Origin of the sequence: Fictibacillus barbaricus (assembly GCF_014635025.1) — a bacterium.
Taxonomy (GTDB): Bacteria; Bacillota; Bacilli; order Bacillales; family Fictibacillaceae; genus Fictibacillus; species Fictibacillus barbaricus.
Window position 1 is genome coordinate 15732 of sequence record NZ_BMCE01000008.1, and the last position, 17973, is coordinate 33704.

General features: G+C 35.1%; 15 protein-coding genes. 13 read left to right on the forward strand and 2 right to left on the reverse strand.

Features of this window, described 5'->3' with window-relative positions:
* Positions 1 to 42: 42 nt before the first annotated feature.
* Both IEV52_RS21300 and IEV52_RS21305 read right to left on the reverse strand, forming a co-directional pair.
* Positions 43 to 1254 (reverse strand): tyrosine-type recombinase/integrase, encoded by a 1212-nt coding sequence (locus tag IEV52_RS21300; protein WP_188404571.1) that lies wholly within the window; start codon positions 1252 to 1254, stop codon positions 43 to 45.
* Positions 1254 to 2231 (reverse strand): hypothetical protein, encoded by a 978-nt coding sequence (locus tag IEV52_RS21305; RefSeq protein WP_188404572.1) that lies wholly within the window; start codon positions 2229 to 2231, stop codon positions 1254 to 1256. The genes IEV52_RS21300 and IEV52_RS21305 overlap by 1 nt, the downstream gene beginning before the upstream one ends.
* 132 nt (positions 2232 to 2363) lie before the next feature.
* Here IEV52_RS21305 and IEV52_RS21310 point away from each other — a divergent pair, with 132 nt between their 5' ends.
* The 13 genes from IEV52_RS21310 to IEV52_RS21370 all read left to right on the forward strand — a co-directional run bounded on the left by IEV52_RS21310 (position 2364) and on the right by IEV52_RS21370 (position 17501).
* Positions 2364 to 2555, forward strand: a complete 192-nt coding sequence (locus tag IEV52_RS21310; protein ID WP_188404573.1) for a hypothetical protein — start codon at positions 2364 to 2366, stop codon at positions 2553 to 2555.
* Between the two features lie 5 nt (positions 2556 to 2560).
* Entirely contained in the window at positions 2561 to 2755 is a 195-nt protein-coding gene (locus IEV52_RS21315) for a helix-turn-helix domain-containing protein (RefSeq protein ID WP_188404574.1), read from the forward strand.
* Between the two features lie 75 nt (positions 2756 to 2830).
* The gene (locus IEV52_RS21320) at positions 2831 to 3691 is read left to right on the forward strand and encodes a bifunctional DNA primase/polymerase (protein ID WP_188404575.1); all 861 of its coding nucleotides are present in this window, start codon (positions 2831 to 2833) and stop codon (positions 3689 to 3691) included.
* Positions 3663 to 5219 carry a YfjI family protein gene (locus IEV52_RS21325; protein WP_188404576.1) on the forward strand — a complete coding sequence of 519 codons (1557 nt, stop codon included), beginning with the start codon at positions 3663 to 3665 and terminating at the stop codon, positions 5217 to 5219. The genes IEV52_RS21320 and IEV52_RS21325 overlap by 29 nt, the downstream gene beginning before the upstream one ends.
* Positions 5220 to 5504: 285 nt before the next feature.
* A complete protein-coding gene (locus IEV52_RS21330; RefSeq protein ID WP_188404577.1) occupies positions 5505 to 5735 on the forward strand; it encodes a hypothetical protein in 231 nt (76 codons plus the stop codon).
* Positions 5732 to 6301 (forward strand): hypothetical protein, encoded by a 570-nt coding sequence (locus IEV52_RS21335; RefSeq protein WP_188404578.1) that lies wholly within the window; start codon positions 5732 to 5734, stop codon positions 6299 to 6301. The genes IEV52_RS21330 and IEV52_RS21335 overlap by 4 nt, the downstream gene beginning before the upstream one ends.
* A gap of 317 nt (positions 6302 to 6618) precedes the next feature.
* Positions 6619 to 7401 carry a hypothetical protein gene (locus tag IEV52_RS21340; protein WP_188404579.1) on the forward strand — a complete coding sequence of 261 codons (783 nt, stop codon included), beginning with the start codon at positions 6619 to 6621 and terminating at the stop codon, positions 7399 to 7401.
* Between the two features lie 302 nt (positions 7402 to 7703).
* Positions 7704 to 9377 carry a site-specific DNA-methyltransferase gene (locus IEV52_RS21345; RefSeq protein WP_188404580.1) on the forward strand — a complete coding sequence of 558 codons (1674 nt, stop codon included), beginning with the start codon at positions 7704 to 7706 and terminating at the stop codon, positions 9375 to 9377.
* A gap of 5 nt (positions 9378 to 9382) precedes the next feature.
* A complete protein-coding gene (locus IEV52_RS21350; RefSeq protein WP_188404581.1) occupies positions 9383 to 11896 on the forward strand; it encodes a DEAD/DEAH box helicase in 2514 nt (837 codons plus the stop codon).
* Between the two features lie 107 nt (positions 11897 to 12003).
* A complete protein-coding gene (locus IEV52_RS21355; RefSeq protein WP_188404582.1) occupies positions 12004 to 12705 on the forward strand; it encodes a zinc metallopeptidase in 702 nt (233 codons plus the stop codon).
* Positions 12706 to 13119: 414 nt separating this feature from the next.
* Positions 13120 to 13275: a hypothetical protein gene (locus tag IEV52_RS21360; RefSeq protein WP_188404583.1), complete on the forward strand. Its 156-nt coding sequence runs from the start codon at positions 13120 to 13122 to the stop codon at positions 13273 to 13275.
* 213 nt (positions 13276 to 13488) lie between these two features.
* Entirely contained in the window at positions 13489 to 15459 is a 1971-nt protein-coding gene (locus tag IEV52_RS21365) for a BglG family transcription antiterminator (RefSeq protein WP_188404584.1), read from the forward strand.
* 125 nt (positions 15460 to 15584) lie between these two features.
* A complete protein-coding gene (locus IEV52_RS21370) occupies positions 15585 to 17501 on the forward strand; it encodes a PTS fructose transporter subunit IIABC (protein ID WP_188404585.1) in 1917 nt (638 codons plus the stop codon).
* Positions 17502 to 17973: the final 472 nt, after the last annotated feature.

Here is a 17973-nt window from a genome sequence, read left to right on the forward strand (position 1 = left end):
GGGGTAACGAATGAGTAACATTTTCTTGAATAAGGGTTTAATTTAGAGGTTTTCCATTAGTTCTTTGAACTTTTGGGAAGCCTCTTTTTTCATCTCTTTTGTAACATGTAAATAAACATTTTTTGTTGTGGATTCATCTTTATGCCCTAAACGTTCCATAATTTGTGGAAGACTTACTCCTGCCTCGGCTAATAGAGAAGTATGAGTATGTCGTAACGAATGTGGGGTGAGCAAGGAATTTAATCCACCTAATTTTAATAATCGTTTCATACGATTTTCTATCTTCTTAATATAATAGGGGTAACCGGGTAACTCATCATCCGTACTTGTAAAAACAAAATCTTCATCATAGTAAATATCACGATGTTCCATAATCTTTTTCTTTTGAAATAACTGATGTTTTTTTAATTCATTAATAACAGTATCATCTATATCAATAACACGTGCTGCTGTAGGTGTTTTAGGTGTTAATAATTTATATTCCTTTCTATTATTTGTGGGATTATAGTAAGTTTTTGAAATACTAATTGTTTGTTCTTCCATATTGATATCTCGCCATTTTAAGGCGCACATTTCACCTACACGCAATCCAGTATATGATAATAATAAAAAAATTGAGTAGTCTTGATCCAATCCCATTTTTTTTGTAACATGCAAAAAGTGTTTTAGCTCCTGTCTCTCTAGATAACTGGGTACTTCTTTTTTTTCTTCTATTTCTTCTATGGTCTTTTGCTGTCTAGGGACGTAAGTGAATTCTGTTGGATCTTTCTTTAATACTTCTAATTCCAAAGCTTTCTTGAAAATCATTCTACCAGTACGATGAGCTCCATCAATTGTGTTTTGGGCATATCCTCTTTTTTTTAAATCATTTATAGCGTTTTGATATTGTTTTCTAGTGATATCTTTTAACTTTAACTTTGCGAAATAATCTAATAGTCGTTTGATTTCATGCTGACGTATCCGTACTGTACTTTCCTTTACTTTCCCCATACCTTCGTAAATAGAAAGCCATTCATATGCAAATTCTTCAAAGGTTACATTAGTTTCTTTAACAAAAATCCCTTGGCCGATTTCATTTTTAAAAATTGCACAAGCCGCTTCTGCTTCCTTTTTTGTTCGAAAACCACTTTTCTTCTTTTGCTTACGTTTCCCGGTTTTAGGGTCTGTTCCTACATCTACAATGTAAGCCCAGCTAGCCCCACATGTACATTTCTTACCTTTACATTTACAACGTGGTTTATAGATATAACTCATTATTCATCCCTAACCTTTCTTCTTTTAAGACGATCTCTGTACGCTTCTTGTTTACAAGCATCTGAACAAAATTTTTTTCGTCCAGCTTTTATAAAAGGTGATCCACAACTTTTATTTCCGCAAATATAAATATTCATATCGTTATTAATTTTTTGCCATAGATCATAATAAATTGCAGCTAATAAAGAGTTAGTGTACCTTCGTTCCAAAACCTTGAATCCTTTTGTTGAAGAATTTCGAATAATATCTCCTGTCCCTAGATGTACTCCTCCGTATAAGTGGGATGCTAAAACTTTAGATAAAGTATACTGTCCGATTTCTAATAGCGGCTTTTCTTCTAGATCCTCTGGGAGCATGAGAATTGGCTCTCCTGTAGTCCAGTGCACAAAATACCTATCCGTAACACTTCTATCTTCAGCCAGGGACCCAAACATTCCCGTGTGCATTTTTATTTCGATTAGATGGCTAACTGAATCATCAGAACTATTTTTTTTTACAATATCGTATAACTTTAAAATTTGATGAATTTCATTTATATGCCAATGCCATAACTGGATGGGTTCAAATAAACTAGATCCATATTTATTAAAAATAAAAGAGGGATGTGAATAATAGGAACTTTTTATTTGTTCATTGTCCGGAGGTTCTATTCCTAACAAACCATATTTCTTTGAAAACGATTCAATATCTTCAATTGATCTTAATTTTGCAAACTGATTTATCAACCCATCATTATTAAAAACAATTTGATGTGATTTCTCCTCTAGCCCCACCAATTTCAAAGCTAAAGACAATTTTTCTCCCATACCTTTATTTAAAGCTTTGCTCCAATTATTTAAGCTATTTCTTAAAATTGATTTAGAACGAGGTCCAATGTTTTCTTTTTCAATATTCATTTGTTCTACTTTGACTAGTTGTACTGGATATACATTTACCGTTGAATCTTGCCCAGTTAATGGATAGGTATATTTAGACACTAATATTCCTCCTTAAAATAGTTACGTTTTGTTACGATATAACAATTTTTTTATCTTATTTATCGTAACAAAAACTTATATACTGAGTATATCACCACCACCCACCTATAACAATACAAGGAGGCATTAAATTTGAACTACTTTAAAAGAAATGAAGAAATACGAAGAGCTAAAGGCTCAATACCAAATTGGATTGTCGCAGAAAAGCTGGGGATTCATGAAAATTCATATTACCGGCTATTAAGAAAAAAATTATCTGTAGAGAAAAAGGAAGAGATTTTAGACATAATCGAACAACTGAAGAGAGATCAGGAGGGAGAGTGACAGGAATGAATGAACAAAAGCTACCAAATATATTAACTGCTCAACATATCGCTAATTATTTAGGCATCTCTCGACGTCGTGTATATGAGCTTTTACAAATGAAAGAAGAAGCTGGGGGCATAAGAAGTTTCCAAATCGGTTTATCAAAACGTGTTGATAAAAAAGACTTTTTCCAATGGATAGAACAGAAGAAATACTAAAGAGAAAAGGTATTCAAACTGTTGTCTAGTTTCAAATAAACAAATGATTTATGCACTTAAAAAGGGGAGGTTAGATTGAATATTTCAATAAATGGTAAAGCAGCTTTGGCTTATGCAAGTAAGTTAAAATGGGCAGTTTTTCCGCTTCATACCCCATTGAATAAAAGATGTACTTGTAATAATCCCAACTGCAAAAGTATCGGAAAACACCCACGTGTAAAAAACGGTTTAAAAGCAGCGACGACGAATATAAACGTGATAAGGAATTGGTGGAAGCAATGGCCAGAAGCTAACATCGGGATAGCTACAGGTGAACCAAGTGGGTTTATTGCCTTGGATATTGATCCCCGGCATGGTGGTGATGAATCATTATTGAAGTTAAAAAAGCAATACTCTCCTCTGCCATGTACAGTTGAAGCGGTAACTGGAGGCGGTGGCTGTCATATTTTATTCAAGAACCCTGGACTAATCAAAAATCGAACAAATATTTTACCAGGATTGGACGTTAGAGGAGAGGGAGGCTATATTGTGGGGTCTCCTTCTCTTCATATTAGTGGTAATAAATATGAATGGGAATTATCCTGTCGACCGCTTGAAGTTCCATTAGAAGATATGCCTTTGTGGTTGCTAAACTTGGTAGCTGACCCTATCTGGAATAAACAAATAAAAAAATCTGAAGGTTATTGGATAGAAGTCTTACACGGAGTCGGGGAAGGGGAACGAAATGTAACCGCAGCTTCCTTCGCCGGTTACTTATTACGCCATGGTATAGCTGCTCCGATAGCCTTTGAATTAATGATTTTATGGAATGAGAGGAATGACCCCCCTCAAACTATTGAAGAATTAGAATCAACCTTTCACAGCATCTTATGCAGGGAGACAAAGCGGTTAAGAGGAGGGAAGAAAAATGGGTATCGATACAGAACTAATGGCTGAATATGAGGTTGCTAAAGAGGCGAAAAGAGAGGAACTTAGAACTCCAGTATCAGCGGAATGGAAAACACCTATTCCTTTTGAGGAGTACGAACTTCCTCCCTTTCCAGTAGATGTTTTTCCACCTTGGTTAAGGGAGTATGTGGAAGGTGTAGCTGAATCAACTCAAACCCCTTTGGATGCTCCGAGTATGGCTGCTATCTCTATCTTATCAACTGCCCTTGCTAAAAAATTCTATGTTCTATTAACAGGTGAATGGAGTGAGTCATTAAATACTTATACTATTTTAGCACTTCCTCCAGGTAATCGAAAAAGTTCTGTCTTTAAAGCTTTTCAGGAACCGGTCACAGCGTATGAGAGAGGGAAGCGGGAAAAATTAGAAGAGAAAGTGTACGAGCAAAATGTGAAACGGAAAGCTAAACAAAAGCGTGTGGAACAGCTTGAAAAGGAGTATGCCAAAGATGGAAATAAAGCTATGTTACAAGAAATTGTAGCATTAAATAATGAAATTAACCAAGAAAGGTTAACTTACTTGCCTCGTTATATAGTTGAGGATGTGACACCGGAAAAACTGACAGACTTAATGGCCGATAATAACGAAAAAATGGCTTTGTTATCAGCAGAGGGAGGCGGTATTTTTAATATTATGGCTGGACGCTATGCTGACGGAAAAGTAAACTTTGAAATATTTTTAAAAGCTTTTAGCGGAGATTATTGTGCTGTTGATCGGATAGGGAGAGAGGCAAAAGTATTAAATAATCCTGCTTTAACAATTGGACTTTTTATTCAGCCCAATGTAGTACAAGATGTCCCGGTCAGTTTTCAGGAACGAGGGTTAATGCCAAGGTTTTTATTTTCATTCCCCCGCTCATTGGTTGGCTACAGAAAAATTACTCCACAACCAATTGAAACTGAAGTGAAGAAAAGATATGAGGATCGAATCAAACAATTAATGCAGCTCCAAGACTTGGAAACCATCCCGCTAACACTTACTGATAACGCCACTTTAGAAGAGATAGGGTTAAGAGAAGAGTTAGAGGAAATGTTTTTAGAAGGAGGCACATTAGCTGAAATGAAAGAATGGGGGAGTAAATTAGCAGGGCAAATTATTCGTATCTCGGGTCTTTTGCATATAGCTGAACATGTTCAAACTTTACCAATAAATAAAGGGGATATACCTAAACGAATAAAAGAGAAAACGTACATCAAAGCTAAACAACTTACCAGATACTTTATAGAACATGCCAAAGCCGCTTATGGTTGTATGGGTGTCGATGAAGGGACACGAGATGTTAAGTATCTATTGGAAGTTGTTAAAAACCAAAAAAAACTTACTGTTGCCTACAGAGATATCCAACTCTTAACTAACAAACGCTTTAGAAAAGCTAGTAAACTGAGAGCAGCATTTTATGAATTAGAAACTCGAGGGTATGTTTATGAGAGAAAAATTGGTAAAAAAACCGTCTATGATGTAAACCCTTTTTTATTAGAAACAAAGGAAGAGACCTACGATACCTACAAATCTATTTAAAGCTTGTCGGACAAAAAAACTGAGGGTAACATCTATGAACCTACATTGCACTACAATTCCCACAACATTAAAAGGATCAAGTGTAGGAATTGTAGGAAAAACGTAGCAGTATTGGGCAAAAGATTCAACACATAAGAAGAAAGGGGTTGTACCCTAATGGTAGGTAATGTAGGAGGCACTTACAAACTACTATTCTACTTGTATTGGAGTAAAGATTAGTAAAATTTGTATCACTATATAAGCTGAAAAACTTGTTAATAAAGGATTCTTGAAGGGGGTGAGAAGGTGGCTTTGTATAAAAATGAAATAAGGCTTAGTAAACCCCAAGATGTAAGGCGAATGTTGTCAAGGGTCATTAATCATCTCTTAATGAATGGTGACATGACTAATGAAAAAGCAAAGGCTATAAATGCACTTTCAAACACCGCTTTAAAAAGTATGGAAATGGGAGAATTGCAAGAAGAACTAGAACACCTTAAGGAAGTTGTTGAAGAATTGGAGGTCAAGAAGAGATGAGCATTAAGAGCAATATGAACTCATTAAAAAAAATGAATGCTATCACTTATCCAAAACTTAGTCCACATGAAAGATTTAGAAAGTTCATTAAGGCTTACGCAAATAATGATGAAGGACAGTGTAAAAAGCTGGTTGATTCGTGTCCAAGATTTCTTTATCAAGAGTCAGACAGAGCATATACAGAAAGAATTCAGGTATCGAGTGATATTGTAAGTACTTTTTTACTCCGATTAATGGAATACGACAAAATAATATCGATAAGTAAGTTAACAATTTTGGTTGATGATAAATTAAAACTGTCAGGAGCAGAAAAAAGAAGATTAAGTGAAATATATGGTTTTCTATTAGCATTTGAAGAATTTTGTGAAAAAATTATTGGTTTAGATTCAGTGATAATAATTAAAGCTTGGTATGGGTATGACAAAAGGTATAATCAGATCATTATTAAAATTAAAGACTACTTGATGTTAAATCAAGTAGAACCCGATAAGGAGACTAAAAGGCAATGGTTAGAAAATGTTTTTAAAAGCACATGGGAGCAACGTATACTAGATTATAGGCCTTAATATAACCGGTTCTTCTTTGGGAAAGAAAACAAGAAATATGCAAAAAGTATAGCATATATCACTGATCGCAGCGAAATTCGTTGCGGTTTTTTCTTTGGTATATAAGGTTCATTTATTGTTCAATACGCATTGCTTTATTTTCTTTATAAAAATGTTCCCATATTAAAAAATAACATGCAATTCTTCAAGAAGGAGAAAAGTACTTTCTTATTGAATTAAAGAGCAGGCTAGTGAAATAACCAATGGGGTAGAGAAATCTAAATATACAAAAAAGAATACTTATTTAAATATTAAGAAAAAGTCTTAAAGGAGTCTTTATGCAACTAAAAAAGTCTGTACAAGATAAAATCAAACATATTGATAATGGTAAATATATTGTTGAAATTAAAGAGTTATTTAAGTTCTTTGATGATAACTTTATAAAAAAATTAACACCTCACGAAAGACCAGGTAATATGATTGGTCAAAATTGCATTGTTCTACTACAAACAAATTTATTTAGAATAAAATTATTATGTAAAGGATATTTAGAGGGTTTAAATAAGAACATCCCAGTATTGTCAACATTATCTTTAAGGGCATTATACGAAACAACTGGTTCATTAGCCTTCTTACATAAAAAATATAACCAATATAAAAATGGTACATTACCACATGACCAGTTTGATGATAGTTTAAGACGCTTATACTTAGGGATAAAAGATAAAAGAGGAGTACCAGAAGCACCAGACCCGATAAATGTGATGTCATTAATTGATGCGGTGGATTATTATTTAAAATCTAAATATAATGTGCGTGAGGGTGAATTTAGAGCTTCATATGACGATTTGTCAGAAAGGTGTCACCCAAACAGTTTTAGCTATTTTTTGGGCCATAAGATCGGTGAGAATTATGTAGTAAAATTTTCTGATGACAATTTAATACATGAAGTAGAAGAATATAATTTAGAATATTTTTCTATTACTGCAAGACTATACAAAGAGATATACGGTGAGTTACGAAGGCAGATAGAAGAACATGAAGAAATACCCTATAAAGAACTCCATCATTTCAAGAACTACACATGGGAAAGTGGACCTAATAAATCACCAAATGTATAATTATGACTTCATTTTTTTCTTCATAGATAAATTAATGGAAAAAACATTGAAAATATATATAACGACCAGACAAATGGTCGTTTTTTGATGTTGTTTACATATCAAAAATGGTGCTATTTCATCTGCTAATTATATATGCTTTTCCAATTAAATCCCAGCGGATAAAATGTACTGTTATTACATTATGAAACAATGATATGATATAATAGATAATTTTTACTAACAGTAAACTTTGAAATGTTAGATTGATAAACTAATAAAAAAGAAAAAGCGGGACTATATGTTCTGAGGAGGCGAAATGTATGCCAATTTTAAATTTTAAAGGTAAGAGTTTCGTACAAAACCATCATTATGCAGTAAAATACCATCAACTTGTTCCAGATAAAGATAAGAGTTTGACGAATAAAGTTAGTTTAAATGACAACCTCATTATTCACGGCGATAATTTAAAGGCTTTAAAAGCGCTGCTCCCTACATATGCAGGAAGAGTAAAATGTATTTACATTGATCCACCCTACAATACAGGTAACGAAGGATGGGTATATAACGATAATGTGAATTCCCCAATGATTCAATCTTGGTTAGGTGATGTAGTTGATAAAGATGATTTGTCTCGCCATGATAAATGGCTGTGTATGATGATGCCAAGATTAAAACTTCTTAAAGAACTATTAAGTGAAGATGGTGTTATCTTTGCAAGTATTGATGATAATGAAGTTCATAACCTTCGTGCGTTAATGGATGAGGTTTTTGATGAAAATAATTTTATTGGGCAAATTTCGGTTATAAACAATTTGAAGGGCAGAAGTGATGACAGATATTTTGCTACAGCCCATGAATTTCTTTTGGTTTACAGAAAGTCTACCCTTTATGATACTTATGGTTTACCAATTCCAGAGGAATATCAGGAAGAATACACCGAGATAGATGATGATGGTGAATATTTCCGCTTACAAGGACTTAGAAAAAGGGGAGCTGGTTCCAAACGTGAGGATAGACCAGAAATGTATTACCCATTTTATTATAATCCTGATACAGAAGAACTTTCTCTAACCCAGATGACAGAGAATGATGTAGAAATTACACCAAAACTTTCTAGCGGTGAAGATGGTCGATGGAGATGGGGTAAATTAACCGCACAAGAGCGTATTGATGAACTTATGGTGCGGTTAGTTGGAGGAAGAAATGAATATGATGTCTTCCAAAAAGATTTTATGTTATTAGGTGGAGATTTAAAAAAAGTTAAACCGAAAAGTATTTGGTTAAAAAAATCTCATTCAAGTGACGCAGGCACCAAGAGTTATAAAGAAGTAATGGGTAATAAAACATTCCAAAACCCCAAATCTCCATATTTAATTAAAGATATTATTAAACAATCAACTAAAGATGGAGATATTATTCTTGATAGTTTTGCTGGCTCTGGTACTACTGGGCAAGCAGTTTTAGAACTGAACAAAGAGGATGAAACAGAACGTAAATTTATCCTTGTTGAAATGGAAGAATACACAAATGAAGTTACAGCAGAAAGAGTAAGGCGCGTAATTAAAGGTGTACCAAAAAGTAGAAATGAAAATATCAAAGCCGGATTAGGTGGTACATTTTCATATTTTCAATTAGGCGATCCAATAGAGATGGAGGCAATTCTACATGGAGAAAAACTCCCTTCATACGAAGATTTAGCACGTTATATCTTCTATACCGCTACTGGTGAAGAGTTTGATCCAGAATGTATTGATACAAATAGAAACTTTATTGGAGAAAGTAAAGAATACGAAGTATATATGTTTTACCAACCAGATTTGGCGTATTTACGGACAACTTCATTAAATTTAGAGGTAGCCAAGAATTTAGGCGAATACACTGGTAAACAGAGATTGGTCTTTGCGCCGATGAAATACTTGGATCAAGAGTATTTATTAAATTATAGGATTGAATACTCACAACTCCCATTTGAAATCTATCGACTTAAGGACTGATAAAAATGGAACTAAAAGAATATCAAAAAGAAGTACTTAAACAAGTTAAAGGGTATGTTGAAACGCTTTCGGAGTTCAAAGCTAAAAACGATAAAGCCTTAGCAATTGATCCAGACTTATCGATTGATTTTCCACAAAAGGCTTGGGAAAAGTTCGTCGACAAGCCCTATACTTCTAAAAAGAACGGGCTCAATGAAGATTTGCCGAACTTTTGCTTAAAAGTACCTACAGGTGGAGGGAAAACTTTACTTGCTACCTACACGATAGAATTGATAAATGCTCATTACCTAAATAAAAAATCCGGGTTTGTACTCTGGGTAGTGCCAACTACACAAATATACCGACAAACGTTGTCGGCTTTACAAAACAGAGAACATCCGTACCGGCAAGCATTAGATATCTCCAGTGGTGGGAGAACAATGATTATAGAAAAAACCAATAGGTTTACACCACAAGATGTTGAAGAAAATTTAGTTATTATGCTTTTAATGCTTCCATCGGCAAATAGAAGAAACAATGAGTCTTTAAAGATCTTTCAAGATGCAGGTGGCTTTGAATCGTTTTTCCCACCAGAAGATCAGCCGACAGAACACGAACGGCTTCTTGAGGCTTTCCCAAATCTTGATTATTTTGGAGAAGAGGGAGAGTTTTTCGGGAAACAAATTAAAACATCGTTGGGAAACACTTTAAAACGTATAAAACCGATGATTATCATTGATGAAGGGCAAAGAGCATACAGTGAAAACGCTCAAAAAACAATTCGTAACTTCAATCCACGATTTGTCGTAGAGTTATCAGCCACACCCCCAGAAGGAAGTAACGTATTAGTAAACGTAAAAGGACAAGACCTTAATAAAGAAGAAATGATTAAGCTAGACCTTCATATTACAAATAAATCTAGTACAAATTGGAAAGATACATTACTTGCAAGTGTCGAGAAACGAAATGTTCTTGAGAAATACGCTATCGAATACGAAGCAAATACTGGGAAGTATATTAGACCAATTGCCTTGATTCAAGTTGAACGTACTGGAAAAAAACAAAGAGGCCAAGGTTTTATTCACGCAGATGATGCTAAGGAATACCTTATCAATGAATGTGGGATTTCATCTGATGAGATAGCGATTAAAACTAGTGAAACAGATGATATTGAAGGCATTGATTTGTTATCTCAGGAGTGTCAGATCCGGTATATTATTACGAAAGCAGCACTACAAGAGGGATGGGATTGCTCTTTTGCATATGTGCTTACAATTTTAACTAATCCAACAGCACAAACTGCTCTTACTCAGCTAGTTGGTCGAATCCTTCGCCAACCATATGGAAGAAAAACTAATGTTTCGGAATTGAACGAAAGTTATGTGTATTGCTTCCAAAGAGAAGCCCGTAATGTTCTTAACGAAATTAAAACAGGGCTCGAAGGGGAAGGTTTAGGTGATTTGGCAGGACGAATCATTCAAGGTACTAATGATAACCAGCCGACCCAAGTTAGAGAAGAAACTGTTGGATACCGTGAACAATTTAAGCAATTTGAAGGGACGGTTTACCTGCCTCGCTTTGTAATACAAGAAGAAAGCAAGTGGCGAGAAATCAGTTATGAAATGGATCTTGTTAGTAGAGTTAATTGGGATGAAGTGAATCTCTCTCTAATTGAAGAATTGAAATTGGGAGACAAGAAACTCAAAGATGAAGTTATTGATGTTGGTTTAAGCACTGATGAAAAAGACGTAATTGAAAAGAGAAGTGGTCAAGAACAGACTATCGGTCTTTCAATCGATTACGTATTTATAACCCGTCATCTAATGGGATTAGTTCCGAATCCATGGGTGGCTTTTGATTTTGCTAAACAAACAATTGAAATCCTCCGTAAGAATTATGATGATACTACAATTGCTTCTAATCTGGTTTTCATTGTGGAAGAATTGGTAAAAAACATAGAACAGGAGCGGGATAGATTAAGTGAAAAAGTGTTCAGAGCATTAATTGAAGATAATCTATTGCACTTCTTCATAGAGAAAAAACAAGGTGGATATAAGTTGCCGCACCATATTAAGGTTAAAAAGAAAACTAAAAAGTTAACCCGTTCAAATGGTGATCCTATTCAATTAAGCCTATTTGATTACGTTCCAGAGGAAGACTTTAATGACCTGGAACAATCCGTTGCAATATATTTAGATGAACAAGAGAAACTCTTATGGTGGTACCGAAATGCCGTCCGTGCAGATTACTACATACAAGGTTGGAAGAAAGGAAAAGTATATCCTGACTTTATCTTTACGGAAAAAAGTAAAGAAAGTGAAGCTGACTTTGATAACATCTTTGTAGTAGAAACAAAGGGACTACACTTAAAGAACGAGGATACCAAATATAAGCAGAGCATCTTTGCATTATGTAACGAAATTGGGGAGAAGACCTCATGGAACGAATTAGGGTTAGAGTTTGGTGATAAGAGAATCGAGTTCCAAGTGGTGTTTGAAGATGAATGGAAACGAAGACTAAATGAACTGTTTTATAACTAATCGTTAGATTGCTAAAAGGCTCTCAGCCAATTATGGTTGAGAGTCTTTGAATATAACCAAACAATTAAATATTGAATGACTTTAGTTTCTAATTTGGGGGAGAAGAAGTGGTAATTAAATCTAAAGACATAGCTACAGCAATTCTTGATGGTAACAATTTTAGTTATAAGGAAATCAAGTATATAGATTTAGGGGTGTCCCGCTGCTCCTATGACCCTGATAATCCTCATGACACTGTTATATATCTTAATAATAATCATTACAAGGATGATGATTATGAGGCCGCAGTGGTTGGAGCTCACGAAGCTGCTCATGCTTTGAATAATTTTTTTAATAATAGTCATGTAAAAGAGCTAAAAAAAATCTATCGTGCTTATATTAAAGCTACTATAATATCTGTTGTACTTGCAGCTATTTACTTTCTGGCGTTATTTTTAATGTCTACTAAGTTAAATGGAACTTGGATTGCAGTAATTTTTATTCCTTTTTTTCTCTTAAAGATGCTTTGGTATATCTATGCCACGAAAAAGTACAATAAACCTTATGAAGATATATATAATAAAGACGAACAAAATGCAGAAAAAACAGCAGAAAGAGAATTAAAAAAACATGTGATTAATAACTCTATAGACTTCCCACTATTAACAAAGGAAGAAAAAGATAAGTTAATTGAAGCTATGGAAAATAGGATAACTTATTCTTATAAAAACAAAATAAAAACACGAGATCACATTGGAATTGCAGTTTTTGAATTTTTAGCGCTTATAGTTATCTTGGGAGCTAAATTTGTGATCTCACTTTATGTATAAAAAATATTATTTGCTAAACACTTAGAGCCTGCCGAATATAGGCAAGCTCTAATTAAAATGGGGTAACAGAAGGGTAACGTAATACTGTAATTAATTATCATTTAATGTAAAAGATATTACTTCAAAGTGCTTTGGAATCGTTTTAATAACGCGTGTTTATCTTATAATGTAGAATCTTGTTAAACATGTTACAAACCCATGGTTGTATGGGCGGCATGATGTAATCATGAGCTCGAAAACCCTTTAACAAAGGGTTGGATTTAGAGGTTTTCCATTAGTTCTTTAAACTTTTGGGAAGCCTCTTTTTTCATTTCTTTTGTAACAACTACATAACGGTATGATAACTTTGCAAATAAGCTAAGAAACGGATATAAAAATGGATGATACGGTAATGCTTGTTGATAGGTACTGCCAATGGCTCATTCACTTCGGGGATTGCACGAGATTATTTTATTGGGAGATTGGTCCGAACTGAAAATCCAATTATGGATTCTATTGATTTATCTTGTACTGGCAGCCGCTGTAACAATGGATAACAAACGTGTACAGCATACAAAAACATCAGTATAAAAAACAAATATAAAAGTTCATCAAGGGTACGGGTTAAATAAGCCCGTATTCTTTTTAGGTGTTACTTTTTGCTGAGTAGATATAATAAGAAGAGTCTTCTTAAAGTTGTCTTCAATAAAATGAGTTTCTAGTAGACAGTTAATACATACTAATTGGTAATAAATTGTTAAAAGATAATGAACAAAGCAACTCACAAAACAAGCAGGTGTAAGGATGAATGATAGACAGAAAACAATTCTGCGTATTTTACTCACTCAAGCAGGTGAATTTTTGTTAGGACAGGATATAGCAGAAAAAGTAGGTTGTTCTGAAAAAACGGTTCGGAGTGACCTTAAAGTGATAGAAGAGTTCCTCAAACGGCGGTCGGATGCCAAAATTATTCGAAAGCCTGGTCTAGGAATATTTTTAGAAATTGATAAAGATGAAAAGGCACGATTATATAATGATTTGCATGTGACTAATGGTAGGGATATTCAGGAATCCGATGATGAAAGAGTCGTTCAGATTGCTTATCATTTGTTGATGAGTGTCAAACCACTGACTGCTCAAGATCTATCAAGCAGATACTTTGTTGCGAAATCGGCCATAAAAAAAGATTTAGATCTATTAGAAGTGTGGCTCAAAAAGTTTAATCTGACTCTTGTTACGAAACAAAAGGTCGGCTTACATGTAGAAGGATTTGAAAAAGACAAGAGGTCTGCTCTTTCTCGCTTATCTGAGCTGCTTGTACGTAAGGAGCCTGCCAACCTGTTTTTGAAGAAACAATTCTTGCCACATGAAGTTGATATGGTTATACATGAATTAAAAGAAATGCAGCAAAAACAACATATTTTTTTCACAGACGAAACGGTGGAAGGATTGACCGTTCATATTTTATTGATGATTAAGCGTTCAAAATTAAATCAGTCTATATCCACATCAAATATCGAAATAATGAAACTTAAAAATAAAAAAGAATATGCATGGGCAATAGAACTTCTCAAAAAATTAGAAAAATCTTTCTATATGCATTTTTCTGAAGCAGAGATTGCATATCTAGCATTACGGCTGCTAGGTGGAAAGGTTCGGTACAGCCAAAATACTGAAGGTCAAAATATGGATGATCTTGCTGAAAATCATCCAGTACTTAACCACTTAGTAGAGAGTCTGATCGTAAATATGTCCGCGTTGTGCATGGTCGATTTTAAAGAAGACGAAGTGTTAATGAATGGGTTGAAAGTTCATTTATATACAACATTAAACCGGCTGAAGTACGATCTCGCAGTGTCTAATCCCATGCTGAATGAAATAAAAAAATTATATCCTTATATGTTTGATATGATGATACATGTCCTTGAGGAAGTAGACGAGACCAAAGCACTTAACATTCCGGAAGAAGAAGCAGGATATTTAACACTGCACTTTCAAGCATCATTGGAGCGGCTTAAAAATAAAAAGACAAAAGTCAAAAATGTACTCATTGTCTGTCATATGGGGGTAGGGATGTCCCAGCTGCTGAGAACAAAGGTTGAACAAAGATTTCATCATGTCCATATAATGGATTGTGTGGCTAAAGCTGAATTGAATGTTTATTTAAAGAAACATAAGGTAGACGTCATTATAAGTACAACATCTCTCACGGATTTAAGAACTCCGCATATCGTTGTCTCACCTTTATTAGAAAATTCGGATGTGAATAGGCTAGAGGATTTCTTGAAAAAGCAAGATAACCCAGAAAAGAAAGGATTTAACGATTCCGTCCTTTTGAAATATACCACTCCTTTTTTAGTGTTTTTACACGAAAACACCACGAACAAGTATGAATTAATAGAGAAACTAGCAGCCGCTCTCCATAAAAAAGAATATGTTGAAAAAGAATACACCCAAAATGCAATCGTTAGAGAAAAGATGTCAGCCACAACAATAGGGTCTGGAATAGCAATTCCACATGGGCATCCAAGTTTTGTTAAGCATTCATCAATTGCAGTGGCGACGCTTCAGCATCCGATTGAATGGGGTGCTGAAAAAGTATCGATTGTGTTAATGCTGGCAATCAAGAATGAAGATCGAGAAGGAACCCAACAATTATTTAGAGAAATTTCTTATATGAGCAGTCAACCTGAGATGATTCAAACGCTATTAAAAGAAAAAGATATACTAAGCTTTTTATCTCTTTATAAGCAGTTCATCAAACAAGGCCATTGAGCCTTGTTTTTATATTAAAAATTCATTTTTCCGGAAGCTCCGGTAATAATCCGGATTTTTTGTCGAGACTTTTAATTGTATAGTATGTGTAAGCGATTTCAATAAAGAGTTAGAGGAGAATCCATATGAAATTATTAGCTATAACATCTTGCCCAAATGGGATTGCTCATACGTATATGGCTGCCGAAAATCTTCAAAAAGCAGCTGATCGTTTAGGAGTTCAAATGAAAATTGAAACTCAAGGTTCTATAGGGGTAGAGAATGAGTTTTCGGAAAAAGACATTCAAGAAGCTGACGGTATAATCATCGCTGCTGATAAAACAGTAAACAAAGATCGATTTAACGGTAAAAAGCTGTTAGTTGTCGGTGTACAAGACGGGATAAGAAAACCTGAACAGCTTATTAAGAAAATAATGAGCAAAGACGTATCTGTCTATCAATCGAACTCGGGCACTTCTTATGATAGTAAAATAGATAAAAAAGAAAATCCGATCTATCGTCATTTAATGAATGGTGTCTCTTATATGATTCCTTTCATTGTCGTTGGCGGACTTTTAATCGCGATCGCACTTACTCTTGGGGGAGACAAAACACCAGGAGGCATCGTCATATCAGATGACTCGTTCTGGAAAAAGATCGAGATGATCGGTGGAGCGTCCTTCACGTTCATGATTCCGATACTAGCAGGATTCATCGCTTATAGTATCGCGGATCGCCCAGGGCTTGCGCCGGGTATAATCGGCGGTTATATAGCAGCAACCGGAAGCTTTTACGGAAGTGAAGCAGGCGCAGGCTTTCTAGGAGGAATCATTGCCGGTTTCTTAGCCGGGTATGTTGCACTGGCGATTAAAAAGGTTAAAGTACCAAAAGCAATTCAACCGATTATGCCGATTATTATCATTCCTGTGTTATCCTCGCTCATTGTAGGTCTGGCTTTTATCTTTGTTATTGGCGCACCTGTAGCTAAAGTGTTTGAGGTGCTTACAACATGGTTAGCTGGTATGCAAGGCAGCAGTTCATTGTTATTAGCGTTGATTTTAGGCGCAATGATTTCCTTTGATATGGGCGGACCGGTCAATAAGGTAGCTTTTCTCTTTGGTTCTGCCATGATTGGGGAAGGAAACTATGAAATCATGGGACCTATTGCAGCAGCGATTTGTATCCCTCCTATCGGAATGGGTGTTGCTACGTTCTTGAGTAAAAGAAAATTCCGGCAGGCTGAACGAGAAGCAGGGAAAGCAGCTTTCACGATGGGGTTATTCGGAATTACAGAAGGTGCCATTCCTTTTGCTGCACAAGATCCATTGCGTGTTATCCCGAGTATCATGGTTGGTTCAATGACGGGTTCTGTTATTGCAATGCTTGGAAATGTAGGAGACAGAGTAGCTCACGGCGGACCAATCGTTGCCGTATTAGGAGCAGTAGATAATGTGTTGATGTTCTTTATTGCCGTAATAACAGGAGTTATTGTGACAGCGATCATGATTAACCTGCTCAAAAAAGATGTTGAGCCTGAAAACGAGACCGTAAATGAAGAGGAAACGAAAATTGTTCAACATGAAACATTCGAAAAAGAAAAAGAGATTCAGAAGCTTACTGACATCACATCCCTCGATCTAATTGATATCGATATAACGGGTGAAACGCGTGATAATGTAATCGATGAAATGATACAGAAATTTGACAATAACGGTTTGTTATCCTCTAAAGAGGCGTTTAAAAAAGCCATCTTGGATCGTGAGAATGAAAGTACGACGGGGATAGGGATGAATATTGCTATTCCGCATGGAAAATCCAATTCGGTCAAAAAACCTGCTGTTGCCTTTGGAATAAAACCAGTAGGCGTTGAATGGAATAGTTTAGATGGTACAGCAGCCAAATTAATTTTTATGATTGCGGTTCCTAAACAAAGTGAAGGAAACGAGCATTTAAAGATTCTTCAAATGCTGTCGCGTAAACTAATGGATGAAACCTTTAGAGAACAATTATTAACAGTAAAAACAAAAGAAGAAGCGTACCACCTTTTAGATGAAATTAAATAAGAACCATTATTTAGAGGATACCGTAATTATAAGTGGTATCCTTATTTGTTTTGCCATTAATTATCGTTATAGATATTACAATAAGAAAACTAAAAAACTTATATAATGCGGTAAAATAAACTTTCGTAAACTAATGTTAAACACGTTACAAATCGTTGGACTTACGGGCGGCATGATGAAATCTGCCCCTAAGTGAGAGTGAAATGCTAACATTTGGCTTACCTAGGAAACTATAAAAAAGGCTTCTCATAAGATGAACAAACTTGAGAGAAGCTTTTTTTTTTGCTTGATGAGTTATTCAGATTAATCAACAAAGAGGTTCTTTTCAACAAGATATCTGATTTTGGGTTGTTTTTTTAAAGAGCCTTCATTGACAAGTTGATTGGAGTGCAAGATGCGAGACTCCTGCGGGAGCAGCGGGACAGGTGAGACCCCACAGGCGCAAAGCGCCGAGAGGCTCACCGCACGCCCC

Excerpts from the sequence above, each read along its gene's own strand:
- IEV52_RS21300 (WP_188404571.1), bottom strand. The coding sequence starts at position 1,254 with ATGAGTTATATCTATAAACCACGTTGTAAATGTAAAGGTAAGAAATGT.
- IEV52_RS21315 (WP_188404574.1), top strand. The coding sequence starts at position 2,561 with ATGAATGAACAAAAGCTACCAAATATATTAACTGCTCAACATATCGCT.
- IEV52_RS21325 (WP_188404576.1), top strand. The coding sequence starts at position 3,663 with ATGGGTATCGATACAGAACTAATGGCTGAATATGAGGTTGCTAAAGAG.
- IEV52_RS21335 (WP_188404578.1), top strand. The coding sequence starts at position 5,732 with ATGAGCATTAAGAGCAATATGAACTCATTAAAAAAAATGAATGCTATC.
- IEV52_RS21340 (WP_188404579.1), top strand. The coding sequence starts at position 6,619 with ATGCAACTAAAAAAGTCTGTACAAGATAAAATCAAACATATTGATAAT.
- IEV52_RS21345 (WP_188404580.1), top strand. The coding sequence starts at position 7,704 with ATGCCAATTTTAAATTTTAAAGGTAAGAGTTTCGTACAAAACCATCAT.
- IEV52_RS21350 (WP_188404581.1), top strand. The coding sequence starts at position 9,383 with ATGGAACTAAAAGAATATCAAAAAGAAGTACTTAAACAAGTTAAAGGG.
- IEV52_RS21360 (WP_188404583.1), top strand. The coding sequence starts at position 13,120 with ATGGCTCATTCACTTCGGGGATTGCACGAGATTATTTTATTGGGAGAT.
- IEV52_RS21365 (WP_188404584.1), top strand. The coding sequence starts at position 13,489 with ATGAATGATAGACAGAAAACAATTCTGCGTATTTTACTCACTCAAGCA.
- IEV52_RS21370 (WP_188404585.1), top strand. The coding sequence starts at position 15,585 with ATGAAATTATTAGCTATAACATCTTGCCCAAATGGGATTGCTCATACG.